This is a genomic window from Acidovorax sacchari, from assembly GCF_042847045.1.
GTDB classification, from domain to species: domain Bacteria; phylum Pseudomonadota; class Gammaproteobacteria; order Burkholderiales; family Burkholderiaceae_C; genus Paracidovorax; species Paracidovorax sacchari.
The window spans coordinates 2,149,579-2,162,040 of sequence record NZ_AP035783.1 but is presented as its reverse complement, the minus strand read 5'-3'; the positions used below and the strand labels follow the sequence as shown (position 1 = coordinate 2,162,040).

The 12,462-nt window shown below is 68.6% G+C and carries 9 protein-coding genes; 2 read left to right on the top strand and 7 right to left on the bottom strand.

The features are described 5' to 3' along the window. The first annotated feature begins 8 nt into the window (after positions 1–8). Complete coding sequence (locus tag ACGHC0_RS09865; protein WP_415268088.1) at positions 9–890, top strand: anti-sigma factor family protein; 882 nt, start codon at positions 9–11, stop codon at positions 888–890. Position 891: 1 nt separating this feature from the next. Here ACGHC0_RS09865 and ACGHC0_RS09860 read toward each other — a convergent pair whose 3' ends face one another. Next, positions 892–1,983, bottom strand: coding sequence for an enoyl-CoA hydratase/isomerase family protein (locus ACGHC0_RS09860; RefSeq protein ID WP_415268087.1), 1,092 nt, complete (start codon positions 1,981–1,983; stop codon positions 892–894). Between the two features lie 243 nt (positions 1,984–2,226). Here ACGHC0_RS09860 and ACGHC0_RS09855 point away from each other — a divergent pair, with 243 nt between their 5' ends. After that, positions 2,227–3,819 carry a TerC family protein gene (locus ACGHC0_RS09855; protein ID WP_415268086.1) on the top strand — a complete coding sequence of 531 codons (1,593 nt, stop codon included), beginning with the start codon at positions 2,227–2,229 and terminating at the stop codon, positions 3,817–3,819. A 148-nt stretch (positions 3,820–3,967) separates the two neighbouring features. On the opposite strand, the gene typA is transcribed toward ACGHC0_RS09855, so the two are convergent. The 6 genes from typA to rimP form a co-directional block, all read right to left on the bottom strand. After that, positions 3,968–5,794, bottom strand: a complete 1,827-nt coding sequence (gene typA, locus ACGHC0_RS09850) for a translational GTPase TypA (RefSeq protein ID WP_368355040.1) — start codon at positions 5,792–5,794, stop codon at positions 3,968–3,970. Next, positions 5,791–6,786 (bottom strand): tRNA pseudouridine(55) synthase TruB, encoded by a 996-nt coding sequence (truB, locus tag ACGHC0_RS09845; RefSeq protein WP_415268085.1) that lies wholly within the window; start codon positions 6,784–6,786, stop codon positions 5,791–5,793. The genes typA and truB overlap by 4 nt, the downstream gene beginning before the upstream one ends. Further along, the gene (rbfA, locus tag ACGHC0_RS09840) at positions 6,783–7,160 is read right to left on the bottom strand and encodes a 30S ribosome-binding factor RbfA (RefSeq protein WP_011796441.1); all 378 of its coding nucleotides are present in this window, start codon (positions 7,158–7,160) and stop codon (positions 6,783–6,785) included. The genes truB and rbfA overlap by 4 nt, the downstream gene beginning before the upstream one ends. Before the next feature lie 167 nt (positions 7,161–7,327). Next, positions 7,328–10,159 carry a translation initiation factor IF-2 gene (gene infB, locus ACGHC0_RS09835; protein ID WP_415268084.1) on the bottom strand — a complete coding sequence of 944 codons (2,832 nt, stop codon included), beginning with the start codon at positions 10,157–10,159 and terminating at the stop codon, positions 7,328–7,330. A gap of 24 nt (positions 10,160–10,183) precedes the next feature. Continuing rightward, positions 10,184–11,668: a transcription termination factor NusA gene (gene nusA, locus ACGHC0_RS09830; RefSeq protein ID WP_368355037.1), complete on the bottom strand. Its 1,485-nt coding sequence runs from the start codon at positions 11,666–11,668 to the stop codon at positions 10,184–10,186. Between the two features lie 81 nt (positions 11,669–11,749). Further along, entirely contained in the window at positions 11,750–12,358 is a 609-nt protein-coding gene (gene rimP / locus ACGHC0_RS09825) for a ribosome maturation factor RimP (protein WP_368355036.1), read from the bottom strand. Between the last annotated feature and the right edge of the window lie 104 nt (positions 12,359–12,462).

The window sequence follows — 12,462 nt, the reverse complement described above, 5'->3', positions numbered from 1 at the left end:
CGCAGGCCATGACCGACCCGCGCACCCCTTACCCCGACGGCGCTCCGCAGGGGACACCGTCCGGCGACCCGGGCACCGGCCCGGACGACGACCACCTGCATGCGCTGGTGGACGGCCGGCTTCCGCACGAGGCAGCGCAAGCGCTGCGCCGGCAGCTGGCCGACGACCCTGCGGCCCGGGACAGCGTGCGGGCCTGGGAAGCGCAGCGCGCGCAGTTGCGCGGGCTGCATGCGGACTGGGAACAGGCGCCGGTGCCACCGCCGCTCGCCCAGGTGGCACAGGACTTCCGCAACCGCCGCATGCGATCGGCACAGGCCTGGCGCATGGCCGGGCTGGCGGCATCGCTCGCGCTCGCCTTCGGGCTGGGATGGACGCTGCACGGCACGCTCGGCACCGCCGATCCGGCTGCCGCCACGCTGGCCCGCTCCGCACCACCCTTGCTGCCCACCCAGCGTTTCGCGCTGCAGGCCGCCGCGGCCCATGCGGTGTACCAGCCCGAACAGCGCCATCCGGTGGAGGTGGGCGCGGCACAGCAGGAACACCTGGTGCAGTGGCTCTCCCGGCGGCTGGGCCGGCCGCTGCACATTCCGGACCTGCAGCCCCAGGGCTACGAACTGGTGGGCGGCCGCCTGCTGCCGGGCGATGCGGGCCCGGGCGGCGCCAGCGGGGCCCGCGCGCAGTTCATGTACCAGAACGCCGCGGGGCAGCGCGTTACGCTGTACCTCGGCGCGCTGCCCGCGGCCCCCGCGGAAACCGCGTTCCGCTACGAAGGCGACGGACCCGTGCCCAGCTTCTACTGGGTGGAGGACGGTTTCGGCTACGCGCTGAGCGGGCCGCTGCCGCGCGATGCGCTGCTGGCCATCGCGACGGCCGTCCATCCGCAGCTGTGATTCACCGCAGGCCGGCCAGCGGATGGGAATGCGCGGGCCAGGGGCTGTCGAAGAACGGCTGCCACATCGCGGGCGTGACGTCCTCGATGCGCGCGGGATTCCAGCGCGGGGCATGGTCCTTGTCCACCGCGAGCGCGCGGATGCCTTCCACGGTCTCGCTCTGGCCGGGCCGCAGGTAGAAGCAGTGCCGCACCATGTCGCGCTCCATGCGCAGGTCGGCGGCCAGGTCCATCCCACGGGCGCGCCGGATCTGCTCCAGCACCACATGCAACATCAGCGGCGACCGCTTGCGCAGCGTGGCCACCGTGGCGCGTGCCCAGTCGCTGCCGTCGGCCTCCAGCGCCGCGATAATGGCCGCCACGCTCTCCTGGCCGAAGGCCGCGTCGATGCGCGCGCGGTCGGCCGCGGCAGCGGGCGCGGACGGGGCGAAATGCGTGGCCACCCAGCGTTCGATCGCGGCGCCATCGTCGAAGCGCTGCGTGGCCAGCCCGTCCCACACGCCGTGCTGGGCTTCGGCGGGCATGCAGCCATCGGCCAAGCCCAGCGCGACCGCATCGCCCGCGCCGATGGTGTCGCCGGTGAGCGCCAGCCATTCGCCCGTGCGGCCGGGGCAGCGCGACAGGAAGTAGCCGCCGCCCACGTCCGGGAACAGGCCGATGGCCGTCTCGGGCATCGCCATCTTCGTGCGCTCCGTGACGATGCGCAGGCTGCCTCCCTGGCTGATGCCCATGCCGCCGCCCATGACGATGCCGTCCATGAAGGCGATGTAGGGCTTGCCGAAGGTGTGGATCAGGTGGTTGAGGGCGTATTCCTCGGTGAAGAAGTCTTCCAGCTGCGGGTTGCCGGTGCTGCCGGCCTGGTGCAGGAACCGGATGTCCCCGCCCGCGCAGAACGCGCCGAAGGCGCCCTCCTTGTTCGTGCCGCGGATCGCCACGGCGAGCACGGCCGGGTCCGTCTGCCAGCGCAGCAGCGCCTCCATGAGGTCGCGCACCATGCCCAGCGACAGGGCGTTGAGCGCGCGCGGGCGGTTCAGCGTGATGAAGCCCACCTGTCCGCGCACCTCGGCCAGCACGTCGCGTTGCGTTGCATCCATTCGATAGTCTCCTTGGAATCCGGTGTTGGAACGTGCCGGAAATTGTGCCGCACGCCGAGCGGTGTGCCCGGTCTCCTACAGGACCTGCCTGGAGCGCTGCCTAGAATGTTCCGGCATGCCCCATCCCGCCGCGGCACCTCGGCCCTCCCCTTCCATCACGCCGCCCCGCATGCCGCGCGCCTCTGAGCGCTGCAGCGTGGCGGTCCAGGCGGCGCAGCGCACCTGCCCGCAGGGAGACCTGCCGTGGAATGGCTGAGCGACCCTTCGGCCTGGGCGGGCCTGGCGACGCTGGTGGTGCTGGAGATCGTCCTCGGCATCGACAACCTCGTCTTCATCGCCATCCTGGCCGACAAGCTGCCGCCGGACCAGCGCGACCGCGCCCGGCTGGTCGGCCTGTCCCTCGCGCTCGTGCTGCGGCTGTGCCTGCTGGCCGCCATCGCGCACCTGGTGCGCCTCACCACGCCGGTTCTCGAATGGGGCTGGCTGTCGCTGTCGTGGCGGGACATCATCCTGCTGGCCGGCGGCATCTTCCTGCTGTGGAAAGCCACGACCGAACTGCACGAGCGCCTGGAAGGCGTGGATGCGGCCGGGCCGGAGCGCCGGGAACACGCGGCCTTCGGGGTCGTGCTGGTGCAGATCGTGGCGCTGGACGCGGTGTTCTCGCTCGACTCGATCATCACCGCGGTGGGCATGGTGCAGCACCTGCCGGTGATGATGGCCGCCGTGGTGATCGCCATGGGGATCATGATGGTGGCCTCCCGGGCGCTCACGGCCTTCGTCAACCGCCATCCCACGGTGGTGGTGCTGTGCCTGAGCTTCCTGCTCATGATCGGGCTCAGCCTGGTGTCGGAGGGCATGGGCTTCCACCTGCCCAAGGGCTACCTGTACGCGGCGATCGGCTTTTCCATCCTCATCGAGTTCTTCAACCAGTGGCGGCTGCGCAATATCGCGCGCCATGCCGCGCGGTTGCCGCTGCGCGAGCGCACGGCACGCACGGTGCTGCGCCTGCTGGGCGGACAGGATGCGGGCGCATCCGGCGGCAATTCGGCCGCCGCCAGCGCGGAAGCAGCGCTCAGGGGCGCTTTCCGCCAGGAGGAGCGCAGCATGGTGCGGGGCGTGCTCTCGCTGGCCGAACGCTCCGTGCCCTCCATCATGACCCCTCGCGCGGATGTGGACTGGATCGACATCAGCCAGGACAAGCCATCGCTCTACCGGCAGCTGCAGGCGCAGCCGCACGGGCTGTTCCCGGTCTGCGACCGGGGCGGGCTGGACGCGGTGATCGGCGTGGGCCGCGCCAAGGACCTCATGGCCGACCTGATCGCGCACGGCACCATCGACCGGCAGCGGAGCCTGCAGCCGCCGCTGATCGTGCCGGAAACGGTGAGCATCCTGCGGCTGATGGAGAACCTGCGCCGCTCGCGCAACCACCTGGCCCTGGTCAGCGATGAATACGGCACCATCCTCGGCCTGGTCACGCCCATGGACGTGCTGGAGGCCATAGCCGGCGAATTCCCCGACGCGGGCGAAGACCTGCTGGTACAGCCCGTGGGACCGGACCACTGGCTGGCGGACGGCCTGGTGGACCTGCACACGCTCGCGCGCGCGGTACGGGTGGAGCGGCTCGCGCACAGCGCGCACGATGCCAGCACGCTGGCCGGGCTGCTGCTGGAGACTTTCGGGGAGCTGCCCCTGCCCGGCCGCGCCACGGTGCTGCACGGCCTGCGCTTCGAAGTGGTGGCCGTGCAGGGGCGGCGCATCGCCCGCGTGGACGTACGCCGCGACGACAGCGCCGATCCGGCCGCTGCCGGCGCGGCATCGCCGCCCACAGGCGCCTGAGGCCCCGCCCTCACCACAGGTTCGCACCATCCCGGCCACGCCACTGCAGCGGCGGCACTGCGCTCCAGGCGGCTCCGGAAATGAAAAACGCGCCCCGCAGGGCGCGTCGTTTCATGCGTGAAGCCAAGGCCCCGGGCAGGGGCCCCGATCACATGCCGCGGGCTGCGCGCTTGCGCTCGTTTTCCGTCAGGTGGCGCTTGCGCAGGCGGATGCTCTTGGGCGTAATCTCGACCAGCTCGTCGTCCTCGATGAACTCCACGCCGTATTCCAGCGTCAGGTCGATCGGGGGCGTGATCTTGATCGCATCTTCCTTGCCGGAGACGCGGAAGTTGGTCAGCTGCTTGGTGCGCGTGGCGTTCACGACGAGGTCGTTGTCGCGGCTGTGGATGCCGACGATCATGCCTTCGTACACCGGATCGTTCGCCTTCACGAACATGCGGCCGCGGTCGTCCAGCTTGCCCAGGGCGTAGGTGAAGATTTCACCGTCGTCCATGGAGATCAGAACGCCGTTCTTGCGGCCGCCGATGTCGCCCTTGTGCGGCTCGTAGCTGTCGAAGATGTTGGAGATCAGGCCCGAACCGCGGGTCAGGTTCAGGAACTCGTTGGTGAAGCCGATCAGGCCCCGCGCCGGAATGCGGTATTCCAGGCGCACGCGGCCGCGGCCGTCCGACTCCATGTTGACCAGCTCGCCCTTGCGCTCGCCGAGGGCCTGCATCACGCCGCCCTGGTGGCCTTCCTCGATGTCGGCCGTCACCAGTTCGATCGGCTCGTGCTTCACGCCGTCGATGTCCTTGAACACCACGCGCGGCTTGGAGACGGCCAGTTCATAGCCTTCGCGGCGCATGTTCTCCAGCAGGATGGTCAGGTGCAGTTCGCCCCGGCCCATCACTTCGAAGATGCCTTCCTCGTCGGTTTCCTTCACGCGCAGGGCCACGTTGTGCTGCAGTTCCTTCTGCAGGCGGTCCCAGAGCTGGCGGCTCGTCACGAACTTGCCTTCGCGGCCTGCCAGCGGCGAGGTGTTCACGCAGAAGTTCATGGTCAGCGTGGGCTCGTCCACCTTCAGCATGGGCAGCGGCGCGGGATTGGCCGGGTCGGTCACGGTCACGCCGATGCCGATGTCCTCGATGCCGTTGATCAGCACGATATCGCCGGGGCCGGCCAGCGGAGTCTGCATGCGGTCCAGGCCCTGGAAGGTCAGCACCTGGTTCACGCGGCCCTTGATGCTCTTGCCATCGGGGCCTTCCATGACCAGCACGTCCTGGCCGGGCTTGAGCGTGCCCTGGCTGATGCGGCCCACGCCGATGCGGCCCACGAAGGTGGAGAAGTCCAGCGCCGAGATCTGCAGCTGCAGCGGGGCGGCCGGGTCACCCGAGTTCGGGGGCACGTGCTTCAGGATGGTGTTGAACAGGGCCGACATGTCGGGGCCCCACTGCTCGCCCGGAGCGCCCTCTTCCAGCGACGACCAGCCGTTGATGCCCGAAGCGTACACCACGGGGAAGTCGAGCTGCTCGTCGGTGGCGCCCAGCTTGTCGAACAGGTCGAACGCGGCGTTCACGACCTTGTCGGGGTTGGCGCCCGGCTTGTCCACCTTGTTCACCACCAGGATGGGGCGCAGGCCGAGGGCCAGGGCCTTCTTGGTCACGAAGCGCGTCTGGGGCATGGGGCCTTCCTGCGCGTCGATCAGCAGCACCACGCTGTCCACCATCGAGAGGGCACGCTCCACTTCGCCGCCGAAGTCCGCGTGGCCCGGGGTGTCCACGATGTTGATGTGCGTGCCTTCCCAGCTCACGGCGCAGTTCTTGGCCAGGATGGTGATGCCACGCTCTTTTTCGATCGCGTTGTTGTCCATCACGGTATCGACGACCTTCTCGTGGTCGGCGAAGGTGCCGGACTGGCGCAGCAGCTGGTCCACCATGGTGGTCTTGCCATGGTCAACGTGCGCGATGATGGCGATGTTGCGGATTTGTTTGCTCATAGAGTGGGTTCCAATGTGCCGCGCTCTGCCCGCGGCGTGCTTTCCAGAATCTGTGCGATCTCCTGGGGGCTCAGGAGACGCTCGGGGATGAGTTCGCCGGCCGCCACCCGGCCGACGCCCAGCAGGGCGCGGGGATCGTGGCCGAACACGGCCACGGCGGGCGCGTCGGGCCAGGGGCCGCGGCGGCGCATGCCGGAGAGGAATCGCGCCGTATTGTCATGGTCCAGCGTGACAGCCGCATGCCCCGCGAGCAGCGTTTCCACCGGCTGCACGCAGGCCATCCGCCCGGCCTCGTCCATGGCTTCGAGCGCGGCGAGCGTGACGCAGCGTTCCACGCCCAGCCCGCCCGTATCGATGCGGCGCAGGAAGGTGAGGTGCGCACCGCAGCCCAGTGCGGCGCCCACGTCCTCGCCCAGCGTGCGGATGTAGGTGCCCTTGCTGCAGGTCACGACCATGCGCACGGCGGGTACGCCCTGGTCTTCGGCCAGCGACAGCTCCAGCGCATGGATGACCACGTCGCGCGCCTCGCGCTCGACGGCGATGCCTGCGCGGGCGTATTCGTAGAGCGCCTTGCCGTCCTTCTTGAGGGCGCTGTGCATCGGCGGCACCTGGCGGATCGGGCCGGTGAACTGCCGTTGCACGGCCGCCAGACGCTCGGGAGCAAGCTGCGCCGGGTCCACCTCGCGGCGCCCGGTGACCTCCCCCTCGGCATCGCCGGTGGTGGTGGTCACACCCAGCCGGGCCACGGCCTCATAGGTCTTGGGCGCGTCGAGCTGCAGCTGGCTGAACTTGGTGGCCGCGCCGAAGCACAGCGGCAGCACGCCGCTGGCGAGTGGATCGAGGGTGCCCGTATGCCCGGCTTTTTCAGCGCGCAGCAGCCACTTGGCCTTCTGCAACGCGTCGTTGCTGGAAAGGCCCAGGGGCTTGTCGAGCAGCAGCACTCCGTGCACCGGGCGCCGCTGCACCCGGATGCGGGGAGCGCGTGCGGTCATGCTTCGTCGTCGTCTTTGGAACGGGAAGCCACGGCGCGCGCGATCAGTGCGTTCATGTCCGACGCGCGCTCGGTGGTGCGGTCGAACATGAAGTGCAGCGTCGGCACGGTATGGATGTGCAGGCGCTTGAACAGGCCGTTGCGGAGGAACCCCGCAGCCTGGTTCAGCGCGTCCTGCGTCGCGTCGGCGTCGCCCACGAGCACGCTGAAGAACACCTTGGCGTGCGCGTAATCGGGCGTCACTTCCACGGCCTGCAGCGTGACCATGCCGATGCGCGGGTCCTTCAACTCGCGGATCAGCTCGGTCAGATCGCGCTGGATCTGGTCCGCGACCTTGAAGCCGCGGTTGGGCGTGGAGGATTTCTTGGCTGCCATAGGTTCTCAGAACTCCGCAGAATCATCGCACCCCGCCAGCACCCCGCCCCCAACCCTCGAGGGGCCGCGGAGCAGGCCATGCCAGCGGACGCCGTGGAACTGGCTTTGCCAGGCCACCGGCGTCGTCTCCCTGGAGGGGGAAGGCGCGAAGCGACTCAGGGGGTGCATCACAAGGTCCTTGCGATTTCCTTGATCTCGAAGAACTCCAGCTGATCACCTTCCTTGATGTCGCTGTAGTTCTTGAGCTTGATACCGCACTCGAAGCCTTCCTTGACTTCCTTGACGTCGTCCTTGAGGCGGCGCACCGACTCGACTTCGCCCGTGTAGATGACCACGTTGTCGCGCAGCAGGCGGAAGCGGCAGTTGCGCGTGACCTGGCCCGACGTGACATAGGAGCCGGCCACCGTGCCGATCTTCGAGGCCACGAACACCGTGCGGATCTCGGCGGTACCGATTTCCTCTTCGCGCTGTTCGGGCGCCAGCATGCCGGACATGGCCGCCTTCAGCTCGTCCACCGCGTCGTAGATGATGTTGTAGTAGTGCAGGTCCACGTCGTTGGCCTCGGCCGTCTTGCGCGCGCCGGCATCGGCACGCACGTTGAAGCCGATCACGATCGCCTTGGAGGCGATGGCCAGGTTGACGTCGGACTCGCTGATGCCGCCCACGCCCGCATACACGAGCTGCACGCGGATCTCGTCGGTCGAGAGCTTGAGCAGCGAGGCGGCCAGCGCTTCCTGCGAACCCTGCACGTCGGCCTTGATGATGATGGGCAGGTTCTTCACCTCGCCCGCCGTCATGTCGGCGAACACGTTCTCCAGCTTCGCAGCCTGCTGCTTGGCCAGCTTGGTGTTGCGGAACTTGCCGGCGCGGTAGGTCGCGATCTCGCGGGCACGGCGCTCGTCGGAGAGCACCATGAACTCGTCGCCGGCCTGCGGCACGTCGGACAGGCCCTGGATCTCCACCGGGATGGAAGGACCCGCGGACTTGGTCGCCTTGCCGTTCTCGTCCAGCATGGCACGCACGCGGCCGGAGGTCTGGCCCGCCAGCACCACGTCGCCCACCTTCAGCGTGCCGGACTGCACCAGCACCGTGGCCACGGGGCCGCGGCCCTTGTCCAGCTGCGCTTCGATGACCAGGCCCTTGGCCATGGCTTCGACGGGCGCCTTGAGTTCCAGCACTTCGGCCTGCAGCAGCACCTGCTCGAGCAGGTCGTCGATGCCCATGCCGGTCTTGGACGACACGGGCACGAACGGCGACTCGCCACCGTACTCTTCGGGCACGACTTCCTGGGCCACCAGTTCCTGCTTGACGCGGTCGGGGTTGGCATCGGGCTTGTCGGCCTTGGTGATGGCCACGACGATGGGAACGCCGGCCGCCTTCGCGTGCTTGATGGCTTCCTTGGTCTGCGGCATGACACCGTCGTCGGCCGCCACCACCAGGATGACGATGTCGGTCGCCTGGGCGCCGCGGGCACGCATGGCCGTGAAGGCCTCGTGGCCCGGAGTGTCCAGGAACGTGACGATGCCGCGCGGCGTCTCGACGTGGTAGGCGCCGATGTGCTGCGTGATGCCGCCGGCCTCGCCCGCCGCCACCTTGGCGCGGCGGATGTAGTCCAGCAGCGAGGTCTTGCCGTGGTCCACGTGGCCCATGACGGTGACCACGGGAGCGCGCGGCAGCGCCTCGGCCTGCTGGCCGGACACGTCCTCGTCGGTGAATGCTTCCGGATCGTCCAGCGCGGCCACGACGGCCTTGTGGCCCATTTCCTCGACCACGATCATGGCCGTGTCCTGGTCCAGCGGCTGGTTGATGGTGACCATCTGGCCCATCTTCATCAGCGACTTGATGACCTCGGACGCCTTGATCGACATCTTGTGCGCCAGCTCGGCCACGGTGATGGTCTCGGGCACGTGCACTTCGATGATGCGCGCCTCGGCGGGAGCGGCAGCCTGGTGCGAATGCTCGTCGCGGTCGTTGCGCCGGCCGCGCGGGCCGCTGCGCCAGTTGTTGCGGCCCACGCCGCCGCTGGCGTCGCCGCGGGTCTTGATTTCCTTCTTCTTGGCAGGATCGCCGGCCCAGCTCGAGGAGAGCTTGGCGGACTTCACTTCCTTGCCACCGCCAGCCGGCGCGCCGGCAGCGGGCCGCGCGCCCGGCGTGGCCGCGGGCTTGTGCAGCGTGCCCTTCTTGGCGTCGGCCGCGGCAGCGGGCTTCGGAGCCGGCTTCGGCTCCTCGGGCTTCTTGGCGACCAGCACCTTCTTGGGCGCGGCCATCATGGCGCGGATCGCCTCGGCTTCGGCCAGGGCCTTGCGGCGGCGCTCGTCCAGGTCGGCGGCGCGCGCGGTCTCCTCGGCCGCACGGGCCTTGGATTCGGCTTCGGCCTTGGCGCGCGCCTCGGCCTGGGCGGCATTGCGCGCAGCGGCCTCGGCGGCGGCCTCGCGAGAGGCCTCTTCGCGCACGGCGGACTCCTGGGCCTTCTTCTCGGCCTGCTGGGCGGCGTAGGCGGCTGCACGCTCCTCGGCTTCGCGCTCGCGGCGCTCACGCTCCTCACGCTCGCGGCGCGCGGCGTTCAGCTCTTCCTCCTGGTGGCGGATCAGCTCGGCCTGGTGGCGTGCTTCCTCCTCGCGGCGGGCCAGATCCTGGTCCTCCGCGGACGGTACGGACGCCTCGGACGCGGCGCCCTGGCCTTCGCCCTCGGCCGCGTCATCGCGCTTGATGAAGGTGCGCTTCTTGCGCACCTCCACCTGGATGGTGCGCGCCTTGCCCGTGGCATCGGCCTGCTTGATCTCGCTGGTGGACTTCTTGGTCAGCGTGATCTTCTTGCGGTCGGCCGTGGCGGTGCCGTGGCTGGCCTGCAGGAAAGCGAGCAGCTTCTGCTTGTCCGATTCGGTCAGGGCATCGGACGGGGTAGCCTTGGACACGCCAGCGGACTTGAGCTGGTCGAGCAGGGTTTCCGGCGATTTCTTGAGTTCGCTGGCGAACTCGGCGACAGTGTTACTGGACATATTCGGTTCGTACCTCCCCTGACCTTACTCTTGCCCCGCGAACCAGTGTTCGCGCGCCTTCATGATCAAGGCCTTGGCTTCTTCCTCAGACTGGCCGGTCAGGGCGGTCAGTTCGTCGATGGCCAGGTCGGCCAGATCATCACGGGTGTGGACGCCGCCCTCGGCCAGCTTGCCGATGAGCTCGGACGTCATCCCGTCCAGGTCCCGCAGGTTCTGCGAGACACCTTCCACGCTTTCCTCGCGGGCGATCTCCATGGTCAGGAGGGCATCCTTGGCGCGGGCGCGCAGTTCGTTCACCGTGTCCTCGTCGAAGCTCTCGATCTCGAGCATCTCCTGCAGCGGCACGTAGGCCACTTCCTCGAGGCTGGCGAAGCCTTCCTCGATGAGGATGTTGGCGATTTCCTCGTCCACGTCGAGCTTTTCCATGAACAGGCGGCGGGACGCGTCGGTCTCGTCGGCCTGCTTCTGGGCGGACTCGGCCGCGTCCATGATGTTGATCTTCCAGCCCGTCAGGTCGGAAGCGAGGCGCACGTTCTGGCCGCCGCGGCCGATGGCGATCGCGAGGTTCTCCTCGTCCACCACCACGTCCATGGCGTGCTTTTCCTCATCGACCACGATGGAGGACACGTTGGCCGGTGCCAGCGCGCCGATCACGAACTGCGCCGGATCCTCGGACCAGAGCACGATGTCCACGCGTTCGCCGGCCAGTTCGTTGGTCACGGCATTGACGCGCGTGCCGCGTACGCCGACGCAGGTGCCGATGGGGTCCACGCGCTTGTCGTGCGACAGCACCGCGATCTTGGCGCGGCTGCCGGGGTCGCGGGCGCAGCTCTTGATCTCCAGCAGGCCCTGCTCGATCTCGGGCACCTCGTTGCGGAACAGCTCGATCATGAACTCGGGCGCGGAGCGCGAGAGGATGATGGGCGCGCCACGCAGCGTGAGGTCCACCTCCATGATCATCGCCCGCACGCGGTCGCCGTTGCGCAGGTTTTCCTTGGGGATCATCTCGCTGCGGCGCAGGCGGCCTTCGACGCGGCCGGACTCGACGATGATGTCGCCCTTGTCCATGCGCTTGACGGTGCCGGTGAAGATCTTCTCGCCGCGCGACATGAAGTCGTTGAGCAGCATCTCGCGTTCGGCGTCGCGGATCTTCTGCAGGATGACCTGCTTGGCGGCCATGGCGCCGATGCGGCCGATGGGCACCGACTCGATGCCTTCCTCGATGTACTCGCCGACCTCGATGTCGGCGATGCGCTCCTGCGCATCCATCAGCAGTTCCTCGGCATCCGGGTTCTGCAGGCCGGCGTCGTCGGGCACGACGAGCCAGCGGCGGAAAGTCTCGTAGTTGCCGCTGTCGCGGTCGATCGCCACGCGGATGTCCACCTCGCCCGGGTAGAGCTTCTTGGTGGCCTGGGCCAGCGCCAGTTCCACGGCGCCGAACACCACGTCGCGCTCCACGTTCTTCTCGCGCGAAATGGCTTCAACCAACATCAACAGTTCGCGATTCATCGACGACTCTCCTATTTTTCAATCCCTTGAAGGCCCGCGCCCTGCGCGGCGGCCCTTGCTTCGAATCCGCTGCGGCCCGATTCAGTCCGGGGCCGGCCCGCCTTTCGGCCCGCGCCCCTTGAAATCCACGATCGGCGCCAGCCGGGCATCGCGCAGCTCGTCGAGCGTGAAGCCCAGGGCCTGCAGCGGCGCGGGCACCCGCTTCTTGCTGACCTTCTGGCCCGGCTTCGGGGGAGGCTCGTCGCTCCAGACGATCTGCCAGCCTCCGGCCTCGGTGCGCTCGAGCGTGCCGCGGAATTTCTTGCGGTTGGCGTTGACCTGGCCTGCGGCGGCATCGCCGATGGGAGCCTTGAGCGTGATGTCGATCACCTCGCCGGCGAAGCGCTGGAAATCCTGTTCATGGCGCAGCGGGCGGTCGATGCCCGGCGAGGAGACCTCCAGGCGCTTGTAGTCCACGCCATCGACCTCCAGCGCGAATTGCAGCTGGCGCGTGACCTTCTCGCAATCCTCGACCGTCACGAAAGCCTCGGGGCCGGCCGGAGCGGCGGCATCGGAGGCGGCGCCTTCCACGGGCGGCTGCCAGGGCAGATCGATGGTGATGCGCAGCAGTCCGCCGGCGGAGCGTTCGATCTCCACCAGGTCATAACCCAGGCCTGCGACGGTTTGTTCGACGATCTGCTGCAATGCCACGTGTCGTTCAGTTCTGTTCCAGAAGTGCAAAAAACCCGATAACCGCCGAGGAATCTCCCCGACAGCTTCGAGCTCGAAGAAAGCGAACGGCCAAAAAAAACGGG